18 protein-coding genes and 1 other RNA gene are annotated in these 20,990 nt (G+C 70.8%); 13 read left to right on the forward strand and 6 right to left on the reverse strand.

The annotated features are described in order from the left end of the window. Position 1: 1 nt before the first annotated feature. The 6 genes from HLA95_RS00175 to HLA95_RS00200 all read right to left on the reverse strand — a co-directional run bounded on the left by HLA95_RS00175 (position 2) and on the right by HLA95_RS00200 (position 5,523). On the reverse strand, positions 2 to 796 hold the full coding sequence (locus tag HLA95_RS00175) for an ABC transporter permease (protein WP_191061973.1): 795 nt from the start codon (positions 794 to 796) through the stop codon (positions 2 to 4). Then, positions 793 to 1,590: an ABC transporter permease gene (locus HLA95_RS00180; RefSeq protein ID WP_191061974.1), complete on the reverse strand. Its 798-nt coding sequence runs from the start codon at positions 1,588 to 1,590 to the stop codon at positions 793 to 795. The genes HLA95_RS00175 and HLA95_RS00180 overlap by 4 nt, the downstream gene beginning before the upstream one ends. 56 nt (positions 1,591 to 1,646) lie before the next feature. Next, a complete protein-coding gene (locus HLA95_RS00185) occupies positions 1,647 to 2,696 on the reverse strand; it encodes an ABC transporter ATP-binding protein (protein ID WP_191062028.1) in 1,050 nt (349 codons plus the stop codon). 46 nt (positions 2,697 to 2,742) lie between these two features. Further along, positions 2,743 to 3,852, reverse strand: coding sequence for an ABC transporter substrate-binding protein (locus HLA95_RS00190; RefSeq protein WP_222182123.1), 1,110 nt, complete (start codon positions 3,850 to 3,852; stop codon positions 2,743 to 2,745). A gap of 192 nt (positions 3,853 to 4,044) precedes the next feature. After that, complete coding sequence (locus HLA95_RS00195; RefSeq protein ID WP_191060773.1) at positions 4,045 to 4,803, reverse strand: SGNH/GDSL hydrolase family protein; 759 nt, start codon at positions 4,801 to 4,803, stop codon at positions 4,045 to 4,047. Between the two features lie 198 nt (positions 4,804 to 5,001). Beyond that, on the reverse strand, positions 5,002 to 5,523 hold the full coding sequence (locus tag HLA95_RS00200) for a TlpA family protein disulfide reductase (RefSeq protein WP_191060774.1): 522 nt from the start codon (positions 5,521 to 5,523) through the stop codon (positions 5,002 to 5,004). 48 nt (positions 5,524 to 5,571) lie between these two features. Here HLA95_RS00200 and argH point away from each other — a divergent pair, with 48 nt between their 5' ends. The 13 genes from argH (at position 5,572) to murD (ending at position 20,989) form a co-directional block, all read left to right on the forward strand. Next, on the forward strand, positions 5,572 to 6,939 hold the full coding sequence (gene argH / locus HLA95_RS00205; RefSeq protein ID WP_191060778.1) for an argininosuccinate lyase: 1,368 nt from the start codon (positions 5,572 to 5,574) through the stop codon (positions 6,937 to 6,939). A gap of 29 nt (positions 6,940 to 6,968) precedes the next feature. Next, a complete protein-coding gene (lptM, locus tag HLA95_RS00210; RefSeq protein ID WP_191060775.1) occupies positions 6,969 to 7,145 on the forward strand; it encodes an LPS translocon maturation chaperone LptM in 177 nt (58 codons plus the stop codon). Then, positions 7,142 to 8,401, forward strand: a complete 1,260-nt coding sequence (gene lysA, locus HLA95_RS00215) for a diaminopimelate decarboxylase (RefSeq protein ID WP_191060776.1) — start codon at positions 7,142 to 7,144, stop codon at positions 8,399 to 8,401. Before lptM ends, lysA begins: the two co-directional genes overlap by 4 nt. 46 nt (positions 8,402 to 8,447) lie before the next feature. Continuing rightward, entirely contained in the window at positions 8,448 to 10,985 is a 2,538-nt protein-coding gene (locus tag HLA95_RS00220; protein ID WP_222181993.1) for a TIGR02302 family protein, read from the forward strand. Continuing rightward, complete coding sequence (locus tag HLA95_RS00225) at positions 10,957 to 11,673, forward strand: N-acetylmuramoyl-L-alanine amidase (protein ID WP_191062142.1); 717 nt, start codon at positions 10,957 to 10,959, stop codon at positions 11,671 to 11,673. Before HLA95_RS00220 ends, HLA95_RS00225 begins: the two co-directional genes overlap by 29 nt. Before the next feature lie 17 nt (positions 11,674 to 11,690). After that, an RNA gene (gene rnpB, locus HLA95_RS00230) (RNase P RNA component class A) lies at positions 11,691 to 12,090 on the forward strand. A 523-nt stretch (positions 12,091 to 12,613) separates the two neighbouring features. After that, positions 12,614 to 13,636, forward strand: a complete 1,023-nt coding sequence (gene rsmH, locus HLA95_RS00235) for a 16S rRNA (cytosine(1402)-N(4))-methyltransferase RsmH (protein ID WP_322100083.1) — start codon at positions 12,614 to 12,616, stop codon at positions 13,634 to 13,636. Next, the gene (gene ftsL / locus HLA95_RS00240) at positions 13,633 to 14,007 is read left to right on the forward strand and encodes a cell division protein FtsL (RefSeq protein ID WP_191061919.1); all 375 of its coding nucleotides are present in this window, start codon (positions 13,633 to 13,635) and stop codon (positions 14,005 to 14,007) included. Before rsmH ends, ftsL begins: the two co-directional genes overlap by 4 nt. Next, complete coding sequence (locus tag HLA95_RS00245; protein ID WP_191061918.1) at positions 14,004 to 15,716, forward strand: peptidoglycan D,D-transpeptidase FtsI family protein; 1,713 nt, start codon at positions 14,004 to 14,006, stop codon at positions 15,714 to 15,716. The genes ftsL and HLA95_RS00245 overlap by 4 nt, the downstream gene beginning before the upstream one ends. Further along, a complete protein-coding gene (locus HLA95_RS00250) occupies positions 15,694 to 17,157 on the forward strand; it encodes a UDP-N-acetylmuramoyl-L-alanyl-D-glutamate--2,6-diaminopimelate ligase (protein WP_255591100.1) in 1,464 nt (487 codons plus the stop codon). The genes HLA95_RS00245 and HLA95_RS00250 overlap by 23 nt, the downstream gene beginning before the upstream one ends. Further along, positions 17,154 to 18,542 carry a UDP-N-acetylmuramoyl-tripeptide--D-alanyl-D-alanine ligase gene (locus tag HLA95_RS00255; protein ID WP_222181995.1) on the forward strand — a complete coding sequence of 463 codons (1,389 nt, stop codon included), beginning with the start codon at positions 17,154 to 17,156 and terminating at the stop codon, positions 18,540 to 18,542. The genes HLA95_RS00250 and HLA95_RS00255 overlap by 4 nt, the downstream gene beginning before the upstream one ends. Continuing rightward, positions 18,542 to 19,630, forward strand: a complete 1,089-nt coding sequence (gene mraY, locus HLA95_RS00260) for a phospho-N-acetylmuramoyl-pentapeptide-transferase (RefSeq protein WP_191062352.1) — start codon at positions 18,542 to 18,544, stop codon at positions 19,628 to 19,630. Before HLA95_RS00255 ends, mraY begins: the two co-directional genes overlap by 1 nt. A gap of 15 nt (positions 19,631 to 19,645) precedes the next feature. Then, positions 19,646 to 20,989 (forward strand): UDP-N-acetylmuramoyl-L-alanine--D-glutamate ligase, encoded by a 1,344-nt coding sequence (gene murD, locus HLA95_RS00265; protein WP_255591102.1) that lies wholly within the window; start codon positions 19,646 to 19,648, stop codon positions 20,987 to 20,989. Position 20,990 lies beyond the last annotated feature (1 nt).

Raw genomic sequence — 20,990 nt, forward strand, 5'->3', positions numbered from 1 at the left:
GTCACTCCTTCGACCAGGCGCCGAGCAGCCTCGGCAGGTCGCCGAACCGGGCGATCAGGCCGAAGATCAGCGCCGCCAGCAGCACGAACACCACCGCCACCACCGCCATCACCGGCGTATAGCCGTAGCGCAGGCTGTTGAAGATCTTGATCGGCAGCGTTTCCACGGTAAAGCCCGCGACCATGTAGGCCACGATATACTCGTTCAGGCTGAGCACGAAGGCGAAGGCGTAGCCGGAGATCAGGTAGGGCCGCACCAGCGGCAGCACGACCGTGCGGAACACGGTGGGCTCGTCCGCACCCATGGTGATGGCGACCTCGATCACCTGCCGGTCGATCGCCGCCAGGCCCAGGCTGATCGTGACCAGCGGCAGGGTGACGAAGAAGATCGCGTGGCTGACGATCGTCGCCAGGATCGAGCCGTGCCAGCCGGCCACCGTCCAGAACACCAAAAAGCCCAGTGCGGTGATCACCGGCGGCAGGGTGAAGGGAGCGATGCCCAGGCCGTAGAGCAGCCGGCCGTAGCCCGTGCGGTAGCGCCAGACGAACCAGGCGAGCGGGAAGGCGACGGCGAGTGCCAGGGCCGCCGAGCTGGTGGCGATGATCAGGCTGTTGGCCAGCGCGTTCAGCCAGTCCTCCGCGGTGAACAGTTCGGCATACCAGCGCGGCGAGGGGTCGCGCGGCGGGAAGCGGAGCTGCTGGCCGCCGTTCAGCGACACGCCGGCCACCACCAGGAGCGGCAGGGCCATGAACAGCACCACCAGCCCCATGAACAGGTTGCGCAGCAACCGGCTCATCGTGCCGCCTCCTGCCGCCCGCCCAGCACCATGGTGAGTCCGATGAACGCCAGGCTGAACAGCATCAGGAAGATCGCCATGGCGGCGGCGAACGGCAGGTTGGACTGGAACACGGCCTGGTCGGTGATGTGCACCGACAAGGTCCAGTGCTGCGGCCGGCCCAGCACCTGGGGCAGCAGGTAGGCGCCCAGATTGAACACGAACACCATGATCAGCGCGCCGAGCAAAGGACCGCGCAGCACCGGCACGATCACCAGGAAGAAGGTGCGCAGCGGCGAGGCGCCGAGCGTGCGCGACGCTTCCGGGATCTCGGGGTCGAGGCGGGAGAGCGGCGGGTAGAGGATCAGGACCGTGTAGGGAAAGCCCAGATAGCACAGGCCCATCAGCAGGGCGCCGAAGCTGGGCGTCCAGGCCTGCGCGCGCGGGATCAGGCTTGCCCAGGCGACGAGGTTGGACAGGCCGGCCGTGCGCGAGAGCAGGGTCGACCAGGCAAAGCCGATGATGACCTCGGAGAGCGAGAGCACCGCCAGCACGAACACCAGGAACGGCACCTGGGCGGAGCGGCGCAGCCGGGTCAGGCAGTAGGTGAACGGGAAGGCCACCGCGATCACGATGACGGCGGCCAGCACCGAGATCCACAGGGAGAACAGGAGCGCCCGGCCGAAGAACGGGTCGAGGAAGCGGGCATAGTTGGCCAGCTCGAAGCCCGGCTCGTAGAAGCCGCCCTCGACCTGGTGGAAAAAGCTCACCGCCAGCATGATGCCGAACGGCACCACGAAAAACAGGAGCAGCATCGCGGCCGGCCAGAGCACCGGCAGGCGGGCGGGCAGGCCCCTCGGCCGACGGTCGGTCACGACGGCAGCACCACGCAGGCGGCGGGCGGCAGCTCCAGCACCACCCGGTCGCCGACCCGCACGTCCGGCCGCTCCCGGGGGCTGGTCACCGCCAGCAGCTCACGGCCCGCGCAGGCCAGCATGATCTCGACGCTCGCCCCCAGGTCACGCACGAAGGTCACCTCGGCCGGCAGGCGGTTCGGCCCCTGCTCGCCCGCGGGATGGACCACCACCTCCTCGGGCCGGATCGAGATTGCCGCCTTGCTGCCCCGGGCGAGGCCATGGGGCCTAGCACCGGCGACCTGGATGCCGTCGATCGACAGGCCTTGGCCGTCGGCCACACCCGGCAGGAGGTTGCTGGTGCCGATGAAGTCGGCGACGAAGGCGTTGACCGGGTTGCGGTAGATCTCGAGCGGTGGCCCCACCTGCTGGACCCGCGCATGGTCCATCACCACCACGATGTCGGCCATGGTCAGCGCCTCGCGCTGGTCGTGGGTGACTACGATGGTGGAGATGCCCAGGCGCTGCTGCAGGAGCTTCAGCTCGACCTGCATTGCCTCGCGCAGCTTGGCGTCCAGCGCGGACAAGGGCTCGTCCAGGAGGAACAGCCTGGGGTCGAGGGCCAGGGCGCGGGCGATCGCGACGCGCTGGCGCTGCCCGCCCGAGAGCTGCGAGATCGGCCGGTCCGCCACGCCGGGCAGGTGGACCAGCGCCAGCAGCTCCTCGGCCTTCCGGCGGCGCGTCGCTAGGTCGGCCCCGCGGATGCGCAGGCTGTAGGCGATGTTCTCGCCCACGCTCAGATGCGGGAACAGGGCGAGCGACTGGAACACCACGCCCAGGCCCCGCCGGTGGGCCGGCATCCCCGTGATGTCGGCGCCGTCCAGGAGGATGCGCCCGGTGGTCGGCGTCTCCAGTCCGGCGATCACCCGCAGCAGTGTGGTCTTGCCGCAGCCGGACGGCCCCAGGAGGCAGATGAAGCGGCCGGACGGGAAGTCGAGGTCGATGTCCGTCAGCGCCTCGAACATGCCGAAGGTCTTGCCGACATGGTCGATGCGCAGCCCGGACATCACTACCTCGTAGGACGGGAAGGGAAGATGGAGGAGACGGCGGGGATCAGCCCGCGATCAGCTCGCTCCATTTCTGGCTGATCCACGCGTCCTTTTCGAGATAGAGGTCGTAGCGCGGGATGATCGGCGGGATGTCGCTGCCGACCGCGGCGAACTCCTCCGGCGTCAGGTCGGTGAGCTCGCGCTTGACGGTGGGCGAGGTCCCGACCTTGCGCGCCAGCTTCGCCTGGATGTCCGGGCGCGACATGTAGTCGATGAAGACATGCGCCTCGTCCATGGCCTTGGAGGTGTTGATCACGCACCAGGAGCCGGAATCCAGCACCCCGCCCTCCTCGGGGAAGGTCGAGCGCACCGGCTTGCCCTGGCTGGCGGCCAGGCCGGTGACGTCGTGGTAGTACTCGCCCATCGGGATCTCGCCCGATTCCAGCGCCTGCTGGAACTGGCCCTCGTCGCGCCACCAGAGCTGCACGTTCGGCACCAGCTCCTTCAGCTTGTCGAGCGCCTGCTGCACGCCGGCCTCGTCGCCCAGCATGTCGGTGCCGCCGAACCAGGTCTTCGCCGTGATCTCCAGCAGGAAGGAATTGGAGGCCAGCGCCATCAGCCCGAGCAGCCCGGCATTCTCCTCGTCCCACAGCGCCTTCCAGGAGGTCGGCGGCTCCGGGAACTCCTCCGTGTTGGTGCACAGGGTCACGTACCAGGAGACGGCACCTACGCCGCTGATGGCACCGTCCGGGTAGCGATGCACGAAATGCTCGTGGAGGTTCTTGGCGTTGGGCAGCTTCGCTTCGTCGAGCTTCGCCCAGAGACCGGCGTTCTGGCCCCTCAAGCGTGCCACCTGGGCGATCATCGACACGTCCGCCGGTGCCTGGCCGGACTGTGCTGCGGTCTGGAGCTGGACCAGCCAGGCATCGCCGGTCGGCTCGGCGATCGATTCCACCTGGATCCCGGTCTCCTCGGTGAAGGCCGGGTAGATGTGCTCGTCGAAGCTGTCCTTGAAGTAGCCGCCATAGGTGCCGACCTTGAGCGTGCCTGCCGCCCGGGCCGGCCGGGACCGCAGCCCGCCCACCGCGAGCGCGCCGGTGGCCGCAGCACCCAGCAGGACCTGCCTGCGCCCCGCGGCCGGATGGCTGCCGGTCTTCGACGAGTTCCAGTTCATCGTGGCGTCCCCCGTTGCCGACGGGCTGCCGAGCCGCCGGCGTCTCGTTCCCATCATGCTTGCGAGCTTTTCCTGCCTTCGTCAAAGCCTCCGCGATTTGCCCGGTTGCGACGCGGGACCGGCAAAAACGCCCAGGGGCGGGGCAGCCATGCCGCCCCGCCCCTGGCGTGGACCAAAAGATGCAGCCCGGCTCTAGCGGGTGCGGCAGACCAGGTCGAAGGCGCTGCTGAACTCGTTGGCCAGGATCGTCTGGCCCTTCGCGCCGAAATGGCTGGTGTTGTAATAGAGCGCCGTGGTGGCGGCGCGGGCCGGATCCGCCGTCCTGACGTTGTTCAGCCCGTAGAGCTGCGGGCGGAGCACCACGTCGTTGAAGCGGCGGAAGACGTTGACGCAGATCATGCCCTTGTGGGTGGCACGCCGCTTGTTGACGAAGTCGTAGGTGAAGGTCAGCCACTCGCGGGTGCGCGGCAGGTACTCCGCCCGGCTGTTCGGCTTCTTGCTCCAGTCGTGCACGGCGACGATCAGCAGGCGGCGCTTGTCACGGGCAGCCCCGGCAGTGAGCAGCCGGTCGACGCCCACCCGGAAGTCGGCCTTGGACTGGATCAGGTTGGACCAGCGAGCATCCGTGCTGCGCGCGATGTCGTTGTAGCCCAGATAGACGACGGTGATGTCGTCGTCCCCGTAGCGCGGGTTGGCCAGGAACAGGTCGAGCTGCTTCTTGAAGGTGCTCTGGGCGGGCGCATTCGCATAGTCCAGCGCGGTGGCGCCCGAGCGGGCGTAGTTGACCATGCTCACGGCGCGGCCGCGGCTCACCAGGATCTCGGCCCAGTTGGGGGTGCTCGGCAAGCCGTTGGTGGTGTCGTAGTTCGGGTCCGAGTAACTGTCGCCGAGCACGACCAGCCGCTTGGTCACCTGGTTGGTGATCGGCGCGGCCCGGACAATGGAAGGCATGGCTAGGGCAGCCAGGCCGCCTGCAACTATATGGCGACGGCTCAACATGAAGGTCCGGACCTCACGGAAATGGGCGACAGTCGGCGGAGGCTACTAGTAGCACACGCAGGCGTTGCATAGCCCCTTCTTGCATACAGGATGCACCATGGTGCTCGTTCTGCATCACGTCATTGCGAGACCGGCAAATTCGCCACAAGCTCAGCCCTGCAGCAGCTCGTCGACGAGCGCAGTCGCCTCCGGCCCGTCCCATTCGGCGATGCCGAGCAGACGGCCGACCTCGCGGCCTTCGCGATCGATCACGAGCGTCGCGGGCAGGCCGGGCGCATTGAGCAGGCGGGCGGCCCTGGCGGTCTGATCGTGGCCGACCACCAGCGTGGTGGCCGCGACCTCCGCCATGAACTGGTCGACCTTCTCCTTCGACCCGCGGTCGACCGCCAGCGCCAGCACCACCATCTCCTCCTTGGGGTACTTGGCCTGCAGCCGGTCGAGCGAGGGCATCTCGGTACGGCAGGGCGCGCACCAGGTGGCCCACAGGTTGAGCACCACCACGCGCCCCTTGAGCGCGGCGAGGTCGGTCTCGTTGCCGCTCTCGTCCAGGTACTTTATCTGCGGCAGTGCCGCAGGCTCGGGCAGCCGGCGGAAGTCGAACTTCTCCGCGGCGAGCGCGCTCCGGCTGATGAGGCCGGCCAGGGCAGTGGTCAGGAGCAGGCGGCGGTTCAAGTCATCACCTCTGGACGAAGCAGCGTGAGCACCGGCAGCGGACGTAGCATGTGGGGCGGCCATTTCCAGGAGGGTCCGGCACCCCTCATGGAGGCCATCAACGCCTCGATCCCCTTCGACCGTCGGCTGTGGCGCGAGGACCTCGAAGGCTCGGCCGCACATGCGCGCATGTTGGCCGCTCGCGGCGTGATCGCCAAGAGCGACCTGGAGGCGATCCTGGCAGGGCTTGAGCGGATCGCCCGGAAGATCGAGGCCGGCGAGTTCGAGTTCACCACGGCACTGGAAGACATCCATCTGAATGTCGAGGCGCGCCTGACCGAGGATATCGGCGAGCCCGGCCGCCGGCTGCACACCGCCCGCTCGCGCAACGACCAGGTCGCCACCGACTTCAAGCTGTGGACCCGCCGGGCAATGGCGCGCGCGGACGCCCTGCTCAAGGAGCTGCAGCGGGTCCTGCTCGACCTGGCCGAGCGCAACGCCGACACGGTGATGCCGGGCTTCACCCATCTGCAGGCCGCCCAGCCCGTGACCTTCGGCCACCACATGATGGCCTATGTCGAGATGCTGGGCCGCGACCGCTCGCGCTTCCTGGACGCGCTGGCCCGTGCCGGCGACTCCCCGCTAGGTGCCGGTGCGCTCGCCGGCACCTCCTATCCGATCGACCGGGAAGTGACCGCGCGCGAGCTGGGCTTCGCCAAGCCCATGGCCAACTCGATCGACGCCGTGTCCGACCGCGACTTCGCCCTGGACTATCTGTCGGCGGCCTCGATCGGTGCGGTGCATCTCTCGCGGCTGGCCGAGGAGCTGGTCTTGTGGAGCACGCCGCAGTTCGGCTTCGTGCGGATGCCCGAGGCGTTCACCTCCGGCAGCTCGATCATGCCGCAAAAGCGCAATCCCGACGCCGCCGAGCTGGTCCGCGGCAAGTCCGGCCGGGTGCTGGGCCACCTGCAGGCCCTGCTGGTGGTGCTGAAGGGCCTGCCGCTCGCCTATTCCAAGGACATGCAGGAGGACAAGGAAGGCCTGTTCGACGCGGTGGACAGCTATGAGCTGGTCCTGCGCGCCACGGCGGCCATGCTGGAGGGCATCACCCTCTATCCCGAGCGGATGCGTGCCGCCGCGGGCGTGGGCTACACCAACGCCACTGACCTCGCCGACTGGCTGGTGCGCGAAGGCGGCGTGCCGTTCCGTGATGCCCACGGGATCGCCGCGCGCTGCGTGAAGGTCGCCGAGGAGCAGGGCTGCGCCCTGGAGGAGCTGCCGCTGGAGGCGATGCAGGCGGTCGACCCGCGGATCGATGGGCGGATCTTCGCGGTGCTGGGCGTGGAGAACTCGGTGGCGAGCCGGACCAGCGAGGGCGGCACGGCACCGGTGCGGGTACGCGAGGCGATCGCTGCCGCAAAGGTCCGCTTCCTGTGAGCCAATACCTGCCTGATCGGATCCTGCCGATGCGTGTCCTGCTGCTGTTCGCCGCCCTTGCCCTGCCCCTGGCCCTCGGCGCCTGCGGCAAGAAGGGTGCCCTGGAGATCCCGCCGGAACCCAGCCCGGCGGAAGCGCCCGGCCAGACCGAAGCGCCCGGCCAGGCTGGATCGCCGGGCCGGACCCAGCCGGGTGCCGGCGGATGACCGGCAGCTTCACCCGACGTGACGGCGTGCTGTACGCCGAGGACGTGGCGCTGCCGGCGATTGCCGAGGCCGCCGGCACGCCCGTCTATGTCAACTCCGCCGGCGGGATGCGCCGCCAGGCTCGCACGCTGCTGGACGCGTTCGCCGGCCACGACGTGCGCATCTGCTACGCGGTGAAGGCCAACCACCATCTGGCGGTGCTCAGGCTGTTCGCCGGCATGGGCCTGGGCATGGACACGGTCTCGGGGGGCGAGATCGCCCGGGCGCTCAAGGCCGGTTGCCCGCCCGAGCGGATCGTGTTCGCTGGGGTCGCCAAGGACACGGACGAGATGCGGCTGGGCCTGGCCCAGGGCATCTTCCAGTTCAACGTCGAATCGATCGAGGAGCTGCGCCGGCTGGACCAGGTGGCCCGTGCCATGGGGCGCCGGGCGCCGGTGGCGCTCCGGGTCAACCCCGACGTGGCCGCGGGTGGCCACGACAAGATCTCCACCGGCAAGAAGGGCGACAAGTTCGGCGTGCCGGTGGAGGACGCGCCGGCGATCCTGGCCGAGGCTGCGACCATGGCCGGGATCGAGCCGGTGGGCCTCCATTGCCATATCGGCTCGCAGATCACCGAGCTGGCCCCGTTCGAGGCCGCCTACCGCCGGGTGCTGGAGGCGTTCACCGCGATCCGGGAGACCGGCCTGAAGCTGAGCCGGGTCGATTTCGGCGGCGGGTTCGGCGTGCGCTACCAGGAGCCGCCGAGCTTCACGATCGCCGACTATGCCCGGATGGTGCTCCGGCTGACCGCCGGCCTGGGCGTCACCGTGGTGCTGGAGCCCGGCCGGTTCCTGGTCGCCGAGCAGGCGGTGCTGGTGGCGCGCGCGATCTACCTGAAGGAGACGGCCGCGCATCGTTTCCTGGTGCTGGACGCTGGCATGAACACGCTGATCCGCCCGGCCATGTACGGCGCCTGGCACGACATCGTGCCGGTCGCCGCCAAGGACGGCCCGCTGGTGCCGACCGAGGTGGTGGGGCCCATCTGCGAGAGCAGCGACTTCTTCGCGCGGGGTCGGCCGCTGCCGCGGCTGGCCGAAGGGGAACTGGTCGCGATCATGCAGGCCGGCGCCTATGGAAGCGTGATGGCATCGGACTACAATTCTCGGCCAGGACCGGCCGAAGTCATGGTAGACGGAGATCGCTTCACCGTGATCACCCCGCGTCGCGCGGTGGAAAGGCAGTACGAGGACGAGACGATCCCGCCCTGGCTCGAGTGAGCCGGCAGGTGGGCGGACAGGCAGCCAGCCCGGGAAGGAGCGGCCATTGAACGGGTCGAAGCATGCGGCGGACCTGCCGCGCCGACTGAGCCGGATCATCCATGCGGCCCGCCTGTTCGTGGACCTGGAACGCCTGTGGACCGCGGCCCGCTGGCCGCTGCTGGTCCTGTGCCTGTTCCTGATCCTGGCCCTGTTCGGCCTTCTGGCCAAGCTGCCGCCCATCCTGCACGCCCTGGTGCTGCTCCTGTTCGCCGGGGGCTTCCTTTACGTGGGCTACCGCTCGCTGCGCGGGTTCCGTCCTGCCCGCCGGGCCGACGCGCTGCGCCGGCTGGAGGCCGACAGCGGCTTCAGCCATGCGCCGCTGCGCGGGCTGGAGGACCGGCTCGCCGCAGGCAGCGACGACCCCTTCACCCAGGCGCTGTGGGCCCGGCACAAGGCCAGGCTGGCCGAGCTGGCGGGCCGCACCAGGCTGGCGCCGCCGCGCTCGGAGCTGCCACGCCTGGACCCATGGGCCATCCGGGTGGGGGTGCTCCTGGTGCTGGTGCTGGCCCTGGTCGATGCCGAGGGCCGGTTCGGCCAGCGCCTGCAGGAGGCGGTGATCCCGGGCCTGGCCGCCCGCACGCCCGACCTGGCCATGGCCGCGACCTTGTGGGTGGAGCCGCCCGCTTACACGAGGCTGCCGCCGCAGATGGTGGCGGCCGGCGGCCCGCGCCGCACCCTGGTGCCGGCCGGCTCGCAGGCCCTGCTCCAGGTCCATCACCTGCCCGAAGGGGCGCCGGCACCGCAGGTCCGCTTCGAGGACCAGGAGCTCACCGCGACGCGGCTGGGCGAGGCCAGTGCCGAGGCACGGCTGGAGGTCGCCCATGACGGCGACCTCGTGGTGCGGGACGAGGCGCAGGCGGAGATCGCCCGCTTCCTGCTCGCCGCCCAGCCGGACCGGGTCCCGACCATCCGGAGCGAGGGCGAGCCGAGCATCACGCTGCGCAACGCGCTGGAACTCGCCTGGAGCGGCGCCGACGATTATGGCCTGGTGTCGGTGGCGCTGGAGATCGAGCCCACGTCCGGCGACCGGCCCCCGGAGCGGATCGCGCTGAAGTCGCTCCCCGACCAGCCGCGCGAGGCCAAGGGCCGCTCCTATCTGGACACCACCCCGCACCCGCTGGCCGGGGCGGAGGTGCGCATGGTGCTGATCGCCGTGGACGCGGCCGGTCAGGAAGGCCGCTCGGAGCCGATCACCCTGACGCTGCCGGAGCGGAAGTTCGAGCATCCGGTGGCGCGCGCCATCATCGAGCAGCGCAAGGATCTGGCCGAGACGCCGCAGGAGCGGGAATCGGTCGCCGACATCCTGGACCAGCTCGCCGGCAGCCAGATGATGGAGGAGCTGCCGACCTCGGTGCCGCTGTCGCTCAGCAGCGCGGCGGAGCGGCTGCGCCGGGGCGAATTGTCCGAGCAGGAGCTGGACTCGGTGCTGGAGCAGCTCTGGGAAACCGCCCTGTTCGTCGAGGAAGGGCGGATGGCCACGGCCGAGGCGGACATGCGCCGGCTCCAGGAGGAGCTGGAGCGGGCCCTGGCCGAGGGTCGCGACGATGCCGAGATCGAGCGGCTGATGGACGAGCTCCAGGCGGCGATGGACCGCTATCTGGACGAGCTGACCCGCCAGGCCCTGGCCGAGGCGATGCGCGATCCGGAGGCGCTGGAGCGGGCGCTGCGCGAGCAGCAGCAGATGCCGCCGGGCGAGCCCAACCCGAACATGGTCGACCGCCAGGACCTCCAGTCGATGCTCGACCGGGCGCGCGAGATGCTGAAGAGCGGCTCGCGCGAGGCGGCGGAGCAGATGCTCTCGCAGCTGCGCGAGATGATGGAGAATCTCCAGGCCCAGCTGCCCATGCCGCAGGGCGAGCCCAGCCCGGGCGAGCAGGCCCTGTCCGACCTGCAGGAGGCGATCCGCCGCCAGCAGATGCTGCAGGACGAGGCGTTCCGGATGGACCAGCGGATGAACCAGATGCCGCAGCAGCCGGGCCAGCAGGGCCAGCAGGGGCAACAAGGCCAGCAGGGTCAGCAGGGCGAGCAGCAGATGACGCCCGAGCAGCTTGCCCAGCTCCAGGAGATGCTGCGGCGGCAGCTCGGCCAGATCATGGAAGGGCTGGCCGAGCAGGGCATGGAGATCCCGGACGAGCTGGGTCAGGCGGAACTGCAGATGCGCGGCGCGGAAGGGCAGCTCCAGCAGGGCAGCCCGGGTGCCGCCACCGACCCGCAGGGCCAGGCGATGGCGCTGATGCAGGAGGCCGGCCGCGGCATCATGGACCAGATGCGCCAGCAGATGGGCGAGGGGCAGGGCCAGGGCCGGCCGGGCGGCACCCAGCCGGGCCAGCCCGGCCGCAACCAGGCCGGCATGCAGCGCGACCCGTTCGGTCGCCAGCCGGAAGGGATGGGCGGGGTCGACACGGAGAGCACCTCGGTGCCCGACGAGGCGGCGCTCGGCCGGGCCAGGGCGGTGCTGGAGGAGCTCTACCGCCGCTCCGGCGACCCGGACCGGCCACGGATGGAGCTCGACTATTACGACCGGCTGCTCGAGCGGTTCTGAGCCGCGCGCCCGGCCCTCGCCCAACCAGGACGAGCGGCCGGCGGGGGGCGCGGTCGATACGCTGGTGCTCCACTATACCGGCATGCAGAGCGCCAGGCTGGCGCTCGACCGGCTACGCGACCCGGCTGCCAAGGTGAGCGCGCACTGGTTGGTGGACGAGGACGGCACGATCCTGGCCCTGGTGCCGGAAGGCCGCCGGGCTTGGCATGCCGGGGTCAGCGCCTGGGCCGGCCGGTCCGGCCTGAACGGCAGCTCGATCGGGGTGGAGATCGTCAATCCGGGCCATGAATGGGGCTACCGGCCCTTTCCCGAGGCGCAGATCCTGGCGGTGATCCGGCTGTGCCGGGGGATCCTGCGCCGCTGGCCGATCCCGCCGGCCCGGGTCTTGGCCCATTCCGACATCGCGCCCAACCGCAAGACCGACCCGGGCGAGCTGTTCCCGTGGGCCCGCTTGGCTGCGGCGGGGATCGGGCGCTGGCCTGAAGCGGGCGGCGAGCTGGTCGCCGACCCGGGGGCCAGCCTGCGCGCGATCGGCTACCCGGTGGACCTGGAGGGTGTCAGCCTGGAACTGGCGCTGGCCGCATTCCAGCGCCGCTACCGGCCGCGCCGGGTGGACGGGCTGGCCGATCCGGAGACCTGCCGGCTGCTGGGGGCGGTCGAGAGGCTTCAGCTCGGGAACGCATCGTGATAGAGGCCGTGCCCGCGTCAGGCGGCCGGGCGGCCGCGCTCCTTGCCAGCGATGGCAGGGGGCGAGGAAAGTCCGGGCTCCACGGAAGTACGGTGCCGGGTAACGCCCGGCGGGGGCGACCCCAGGGAAAGTGCCACAGAGACCGAACAGCCCGCCTGGGTCATCCTTGGCCTGCGGGTCATGGTGAAAAGGTGCGGTAAGAGCGCACCGCGCTGCCGGCGACGGTGGCGGCACGGTAAACCCCACCGGGAGCAAGACCAAATAGGGACGACGGCAGGCTTCGCGCCTGCAGGCCTGCTTCCGGGCTGGTCGTCCGGGTCGGTCGCGCGAGGCGGCGCGTGAGCGCCGTCCCAGAGGAATGGCCGCCTCCCGCCCATGCGGCGGGGACAGAACCCGGCTTACAGGCCGCCTGACGTATTTTCACCGCTTGGTAGAAAATCCAGCCCCGGTCGGAGGGTGGGCGCAGCGTCGATTATCCATGTCACAACTGGAGATTTCCGCAGGGTTATCCACAACCGGCTGGGTCGGCGGAGGCGCGTTTTTCCACAGGTTGTGGTACGATATCCACAAGCAGGGTGGTGTTTGCGGCTTGACCATCCCCGGAGCCGCGCCCATAACTGGCGTGATGCCACGCCAATAGGTTGAACCGTCGGCGCAGGCGCCACATGCCCACTTGCCGCCCGCCGGGCGGCTGGCATGATCGGCGGCAAGGCCATCTAAGAATAACTAAATAGACGCGCGCCAGTAAGGTGACTTCGTCATTGGTTGCTTTTGCCCGCTTTTGGAAATTACCCAGTATCGGCTTGTCCAAGACCGCGGGAAAATGGTGACAATCAAAGAACTTCCTGGGAAAATCTAAGAAAACCGTTGGTCGCCTGTGCGCTGCGTGTTAACCCCCAGACGATAGTCGTGCAGCCTTCGCTCGAGGACATTGCGGCCCGTGGTCCCGACCGACGCTACCCCCACCGATGCCGATCGGCAGACCGCCCAGGGTCACGCGCCGGTGATGCTGGCCGAGGTGCTGCGGGCGCTCGAGCCCGGGCCGGGGCAGGTCGTGGTGGATGCCACCTTCGGCGGCGGCGGCTACAGCCGGGCGATCCTGGCGCGCGGGGTGACGCGGCTGGTGGCGCTCGACCGCGACCCCGATGCCATCGCCCGCGGCCAGCGTGATCTGGCAGGCGAGCCGCGCCTGACCCTGGTCCATGCCCGGTTCGGCGAACTCGAGCGGGTGCTGGCGGACCTGGGCATCCCCGCCATCGACGGCATCGTGTTCGATCTGGGCGTCTCCTCTTTCCAGCTCGACCAGCCCGAGCGCGGCTTCTCCTTCCGCTACGACGCGCCCCTGGACATGCGCATGTCCAAGGACGGGCCCACGGCCGCCGAGCTGCTGGCCGGCCTCAGCGAGATCGAGCTGGCCCGGATGCTGTGGAACCATGGCGACGAGCGCGACGCGCGCCGGATCGCACGCGCCGTGGTGGCCGAGCGCCAGAAGGCGCCGATCGACACCACGCGGCGGCTGGCCGAGCTGGTGGCCCGGGTCAAGGGGCAGGGGCGCGAGGGCATCGATCCGGCGACCCGGACCTTCCAGGCGCTGCGCATCGTGGTGAACGACGAGCTGGGCGAGCTGCGCACCGCACTCGACGCGGCGGAGCGGGTGCTGCGCCCGGGCGGACGGCTGGTCGCCGTGTCCTTCCATTCGGGCGAGGACTCGATCGTCAAGGACTTCGTCAACGAGCGCGGGGGGCGGGTCCGGCGCGCCTACCGCCACCTGCCGCCGCTGGCCGAGGTGGCGCCGCGCTTTGCCTGGCTGGTGGACCGGCCGCAGCGCCCGGGACCGCAGGAAACCGAAGGCAATCCCCGGGCCCGCTCGGCGCGCCTGCGCGCTGCCGTGCGGCTGGGGGAGGGGTACGAACACCGGGCGCCGGAGCAGGGCGATCCCGGCATGAGCGGGGACGGGCGATGACCGGGCGGAACTTGGTGTTTCTCGTGCTGCTCCTGCTGGGCACGGCCTGGTCGACCTTCCACCTGAAATACGCGGTGGTGCGGCTGGAGCGGCATGCGCACGGCCTGGAGCGCGAGATCGCCCGCACGGTTGACGAGATCCGCACGCTGGAGACCGACCTGGCGCTGCGCACCCATCCCGACCGGATCGTGGCGGTGGCGCCCAAGCTCGACATGGTGCCGGTGACCGTGCGGCAGCTCGCCAGCGCCAGCGCCCTGCCCGACCATGCGCGGGTCGCCTATGCCGACCGGATGCTCGCGGTCCTGCTGCCGTCCGGTGCGGAAGTGCCGGCGCGCCTCAAGCCCCTGGCCATGGGCGGGCTGCCGCGATGAAGGAGAGGGTGCCGCTCGATTCGGTGGCGCTCGGCCGAAGGCGGATCGGGGTCGTGGTCGCGACCTTCGGGCTGCTGTTCGCGACGCTGGCCTTCCGCCTGGTGGACATCACCCAGTTCGCCGCCAAGGAGGAGCGCGCCGCCGCCCTGGTGCTGCCCAAGGACGGCATCAGCCGTCGCGATGTGGTCGACCGGCGCGGCGTCCCGGTGGCGACCGACGTGATCGTCTCAGGGGTGGGTGCGGACCCGCGCGAGGTGCCCAAGGACCCGGAGGTCTATCGCAGCCTCGGCGCCGTGCTGGAACGCGACCCGCGCATCATCGCCCGCCTGCTCGACACCGACCGGCACTTCATCTGGCTGGAGCGGCGGATCACGCCCAGGCAGCAGGCCGACCTCCTGCGCCTGGGCATCCCCGGCATCGAGTTCCGCGACCAGCCGCGGCGGGTCTATCCGCAGGCCAATCTGGTGGCGCACCTGATCGGCCAGACCGGGATCGACAATAACGGGCTGAGCGGCCTGGAGCTGGTGTTCGACAAGACCATCCGCACCGAAGCCGGGATGCGCGACCGCGAGCCGTTCGCGCTGTCGATCGACCTGCGCGTCCAGCAGGCGCTGCGCGAGGAGCTGGCCAGCGCCATCCGCACCTACGAGGCCGCCGCCGGCAACGCCATGATCATGGACGTGCATACCGGCGAGCTGCTGGCCATGGTCAGCCTGCCCGACTTCGACGCCAACCACCCGGTCGGGCCCAAGGACGAGCGCCGGTTCAACCGCAACACGGAGGGGGTCTACGAGGTCGGCTCCCTGTTCAAGGCCCTGACCCTCAGCACCCTGCTCGACGCCGGCGTGGTGCGGATGGACGATATGTGGGACGTCCGCGAGCGGCTGAAGATCGGCCGCCGCTCGATCGGCGACGCGCACATGCTCAAGCGCTGGGCGTCCACCACCGACGTGTTCATCAACAGCTCCAACATCGGCACGGCACGCATGGCGCTGGCCGGGGGGCGCGAGCTGCAGCACCACTACCTGGAAAGGCTGGGGCTCCTGGAGAAGCCCCAGCTGGAACTGCCCGGGGTGAGCGCCCCGCTCGTGCCGAAGCGCTGGCCGGACATCACGGTGGCCGTGGTCTCCTATGGCCACACCCTGGCGGTGACGCCGCTCAGCTTCCTGAACGCGTTTGCCGCCGTCGTGAACGGCGGGATCCTGCGCCCGGCCACGCTGCTGCGGCGCGATCCCGAGCAGCCGGTGCCGGGCGAGCGCGTGATCTCCCAGGCAGCCTCGGACCAGATCCGCGAGCTGCTCTGGCTGAACGTCGTGGGCGGCGGCGGCACCAAGGCCCGGGTGCCCGGCATGATGGTGGGCGGCAAGACCGGGACGGCCGACAAGCCGGTCAACGGCAGGTACGTGAAGGGCGTGGTGATCTCCAGCTTCGCCGCCGCCTTTCCGATGAACGCGCCGCGCTATGCCGTCCTGGTGATGCTGGACAACCCGACCGCCAACGAAGCCACGATGGGCTTCCGCTACGCCAGCTGGAACGCGGCCCCGGCGACCGGCAAGATCATCAGCCGGGTGGCCCCGCTCCTGGGCGTGCCGCTGGTCCCGCAGGAGGTCGAGGACGGCTTCCTGGCCAAGGCGCCGCCGGAGATCCAGCAGGAGGAAATGAAGCGGCGGGGCAAGGAGGCGCAGCTTGCGGCTTTCGCGCCTCATTGACGGCCTCGGCCTGACCGCCCTGCCGGCGCCCGACGCCACGGATCCGGAGATCCGCGGCCTGGCGCTCGATTCGCGCGAGGTGCGGCCCGGTACGCTGTTCGCGGCCCTGCCCGGCACGCGCGTGGACGGCAGCACCTTCGTCGAGCAGGCGATCGCGGCGGGTGCCGTGGCCGTGCTCGGCGGTCCGGCCCTGGCAGGACACGCCCTCCCTGTGCTGGTCGCCCCCGACCCTGCGGCGGCACTGGCCAGGCTCGCCGCGCGCTTCTTCGGCCGCCAGCCCGCCACCGTGGCGGCGGTCACCGGCACCAACGGCAAGACCTCGGTCGCGAGCTTCACCCGCCAGCTCTGGGCGCTGTCCGGCCACAAGTCCGCCTCGATCGGCACGCTCGGCGTGCAGTCCACGACCGGCGACCTGCCGGGCAACCTCACCACGCCCGACGTGCTGACCTTGCAGCGACTGGCCGCCGAGCTGGCCGAGGCGGGGGTCGAGCGGCTGGTGATCGAGGCGTCCAGCCACGGCCTGGAGCAGCGCCGCGTCGACGGGCTGCGCATCATGGCCGCCGCCTTCACCAACCTCACCCGCGACCATCTCGACCATCACGGCGACATGGCCGCCTATCTGGCCGCCAAAAGCCGCCTGTTCGCCGAGGTGCTGGTGCCGGACGGTGTCGCGGTGCTGAACGCGGACATGCCGGAGTTCGCAGGGCTGGCGGCGGTCTGCGAACAGCGCGGCATCCGGGTGATCGACTATGGTCGCCAGGCCCAGGCGCTGCGCCTGGTCGAGCAGCGGCCGGAGCCGGATGGCCAGAGCCTGGTGCTGGCGCTGTCCGGGCGGGAGTTCCGGGTCGCGAGCCCGCTGGTGGGCGCGTTCCAGGCGGAGAACCTCCTGGCGGCCCTGGGGCTGTGGCAGGCGACCGGCGGGGACCCCGCCGAGGCGCTCCGGTTGATCCCGCAGGTCATGGGTGCCCCCGGGCGCATGCAGCTCGCAGGTGCCACGCCCGGCGGTGCCGCCGTTTATGTCGACTACGCGCACACGCCCGACGCGCTGGAAAAGGCGCTGGCGGCGGCCCGGCCGCATGTCGGGGGCCGTCTCGTCGTGGTGTTCGGCTGCGGGGGCGACCGCGACCCGGGCAAGCGGCCTTTGATGGGCCAGATGGCCGCCGAGCGGGCGGACGTGGCGATCGTGACCGACGACAACCCGCGCAGCGAGGACCCGGCTGCGATCCGGGCCGCGGTCCTGGCGGGGATGCCGGCCGGTGCGCGCGAGATCGGCGACCGTGCGCTGGCGATCCGCACGGCGGTGGCCGAGCTTCGCCCAGGTGATCTGCTGCTGATCGCCGGCAAGGGCCATGAGCGCGGCCAGACGGTGAGGGGCGTCACCCATCCGTTCGACGATGCCGAGGTCGCGAAGGCCGCCCTTGCGGAGCTTGCCCCGGCATGAGCGCGCTCTGGACCTCCAGCCAGGCTGCCGCGGCCAGCGGCGGCACCCTGAGCGGCCCCGCCTGGCAGGCCGACGGCGTCGCGATCGACACGCGCGAGCTTCAGGCGGGCGACCTGTTCGTGGCGCTCCAGGGCGAGCATCGCGACGGCCACGCGTTCGTGCCGGCAGCGCTGGCCGCAGGTGCCGCGGCGGCCCTGGTCGCCCGTGCGGATGCCCTGCCGGAAGCTGCGCCCGGCCTGCTGGTCGCGGACACGCTGCTGGGCCTGGAAGCGCTGGCGCGGGCGCGGCGCGCCGAGGCCGGCGCCAGGATCGTCGCCATCACCGGCAGTGCCGGGAAGACCACCGCCAAGGCGGCGCTCGCCACCCTGCTCGCCGCCTTCGGCCCGACCCATGCCAGCGCCAAGAGCCACAACAACCATTGGGGCGTGCCGCTGAGCCTGGCCCGGATGCCGCAGGACACGGCGTTCGGCGTGTTCGAGCTGGGCATGAACCACCCGGGCGAGATCCGGGCCCTGGCAGCGCAGGTTCGGCCCCATGTGGCACTGGTGACCACGGTGGCTCCGGCCCATCTCGGCCATTTCCCCGGCGAGGAGGCGATCGCCCGCGCCAAGGCCGAGATCATGGAGGCGATCGAGCCGGGCGGCACGGTGGTGCTGCCCGCCGACAATCGCTGGTCGGACCTCCTCCTCCAGGCGGCACGAGGCTCGCAGGCCGGCGCCATTCTCACCTTCGGCCGCTCCGCCGGCGCCGACCTGCGGCTCCTGGCCGAGACGGGCGACGCGGACGGCAGCCGGGTCGAGGCCCGGCTGGGCGGGCGGACGCTTCGCTGGCGCCTGGACCTGCCCGGCGCCCACCAGGTCGAGAACAGCCTGGGCTGGCTCGCCGTGGCGACGGCGCTGGGTCTCGACCCCGAGGCAGTGGCCGGCCGGATGGCGCTGGTCCGCCCGGTCGAGGGGAGGGGCGTGCGCCGGCCGCTCCGGCTGCCGGGTGGTGCCGCCGTCCTGCTGCTGGACGAAAGCTACAACGCCAACCCGGCCTCGATGCGGGCGGCCCTGGACGTGCTGGCGCGCCAGCCCGGCCGCAAGGTCGCGGTGCTGGGCGACATGCTGGAGCTGGGTGCGCAGGCCGAGCCGCTCCATGCCGGGCTGGCCCCCGATCTGGCGGCAGCCGGCGTCGAGGCGGCCTATCTGTGCGGCCCGGCCATGGCGAGTCTGGCCGGGCGGCTGGCCTGCGGGATCGCGGTCCATCACGCACCCACCAGCGCCGAGCTCCTGCCGCTGCTTCAGCACGAGCTGCGGGACGGCGACGTGGTGCTGGTCAAGGGTTCATTGGGAAGTCGGATGCGGGTGATCGTCGACGGGCTCGCGGCAGGGGGGCAGGGCTGATGCTCTACCACCTGCTGGTGCCCCTTTCGGAGACGGTGAACGTCCTCAACGTGTTCCGCTACATCACGTTTCGTGCCGGCGGGGCGGTGATGACGGCACTCCTGCTCAGCTTCTGGCTAGGCCCCAAGGTGATCCGCTGGCTGAAGAGCAAGCAGCCGGGCGGCCAGCCGATCCGCCTGGACGGGCCGGAAAGCCATCTCCTCACCAAGAAGGGCACGCCCACCATGGGCGGCGTGCTGATCCTGCTGGCGCTCAGCCTGTCCACCCTGCTCTGGGCCGACCTGTCCAACGGCTATACCTGGTGCGTCCTGTTCGTGACGCTGGGCTACGGCCTGATCGGCTTCGGCGACGACTATCTCAAGCTCACCAAGCGCAACAGCAAGGGCCTGTCCGGGCGGATGAAGCTCCTGGCCCAGGCGCTGATCGGGCTGATCGTGGCCCTCTACCTCGTGCTGGTCGTGGACGGGCCGGGGGCCACCTCGGTGGCGCTGCCCTTCTTCAAGGACGCCTTCATCCCGCTGGGCTTCCTGTTCCCGGCCTTCGCCACCCTGGTGATGATGGGCAGCTCCAACGCGGTGAACCTGACCGACGGGCTGGACGGGCTCGCGATCGTGCCGGTGATGATCGCGGCCGGCTGCTTCGGCATGATCGCCTATCTCGGCGGCAACGTGATCTTCGCCAACTATCTGGGCATCCCGCACGTCGCGGGTGCGGGCGAGATCACCGTGTTCCTGGCGGCGCTGGTCGGCGCGTCCATGGGCTTCCTCTGGTTCAACGCCCCGCCGGCCATGGTGTTCATGGGCGACACCGGCTCGCTCTCCGCCGGCGGCGCTCTCGGCGTCACCGCTGTGATCGTGAAGCACGAACTGGTGCTGATGGTGATCGGCGGCCTGTTCGTGCTGGAGGCGGTGTCGGTGATCGTGCAGGTTGCCAGCTTCAAGATGACGGGGCGGCGGGTGTTCCGGATGGCGCCGCTGCACCACCACTTCGAGAAGCTGGGCTGGCAGGAATCGACGATCGTGATCCGCTTCTGGATCATCGCCTCGATCCTGGCCCTGGTAGGCCTCTCCACCCTCAAGCTGAGGTGAGCCGAGATGGGCTGGATGGAACGGATCGCCGGAGCTGACGTGGGCGTGCTGGGCCTGGGGCGCAGCGGCCTGGCCGCCGTCCGGGCACTGGCGGGGCGGGCCCGGCGGGTGGTCGCCTTCGACGACGACCCGGCTCAGATCGGCCGTGCCGTGGCGCTGGGTGCGGTACCGGGCGAGGCCGGCGCGATCTCGGGGCTGGCCGCCCTGGTGGTGAGCCCCGGCGTGCCGCTCACCCATCCGGCACCGCACCCGGTGGTCCGGGCCGCTGCCGAGGCCGGGGTGCCGCGCATCGCCGACCTGGACCTGCTGGCCGGACGGCTGGGCGAGCGGCGGGTGGTGGGTGTCACCGGCACCAACGGCAAGTCGACCACCACCGCACTGATCCATCACATCCTGACCGGCTCCGGCCGGGCCGCGGTCATGGGCGGCAATATCGGCGTGCCGGTCCTGGACATGGATCTGGGGCCTGCCGACGCGGTGGTGGTGCTGGAGCTGTCCTCCTACCAGCTCGACCTGATCCAGGACCTGCCGATCGACATTGCGGTCTGGACCAACATCTCGCCCGACCATCTGGACCGGCACGGCGACCTCGCCGGCTATGTCCGGGCCAAGGAGAAGCTGTTCCGCCACGGGCGCGACCATGCCACCGCCGCCATCGGCGTGGACGATCAGGAAAGCCGGCAGGTCCTGGCGCGCCTGGCAGGGCAGGGTACCCACCGGATCGTGCCGGTCTCGGGCGGGGAGATGCCGGGCGGCGGCGTGGGCGTGGTCGAAGGTCGGCTGATCGACGCCAGCGACAAGACCTCGCGCTTCGTGGCCGACCTGAGCCAGGCCACCACGCTGCGTGGCCGGCACAACCACCAGAACGCCGCTGCCGCCTATGCCGCGGTCCGGGCCCTGGGCGGCCTCGCGCCCAGGCTGGTGGCGGAGCGGATGTTCGACTTCCCGGGCCTGCCGCACCGCATGGAGCAGGTGGCCCTCGAGAACGGCGTGCGCTGGGTCAACGACAGCAAGGCGACCAACCCCGATGCCGCCGGGCGCAGCCTCGGTGCCTTCGACCAGGTCGTCTGGATCGCCGGGGGGCGGCCCAAGCCCGGCGGCTTTCGCAGCCTCGCACCCGCCATGGCCAATGTCCGGGCAGCCCTCCTGATCGGCGAGGCGGCCGACGCGATCGCCGAGGATCTGGGCGGCCTGGTGGACTGCCGCAAGCTCGGCACGCTGGACGAGGCGGTCGCGGCGGCACGCGAGCTCGCCACGCCCGGCACCACCGTGCTGCTGGCGCCCGCCTGCGCCAGCTTCGACCAGTTCAGGGACTACGAGGCGCGGGGCGAGCGCTTCCGCGACCTCGTGAAAGGGTAGG

It is taken from the genome of Geminicoccus harenae (assembly GCF_019800005.1).
Lineage (GTDB): Bacteria > Pseudomonadota > Alphaproteobacteria > Geminicoccales > Geminicoccaceae > Geminicoccus > Geminicoccus harenae.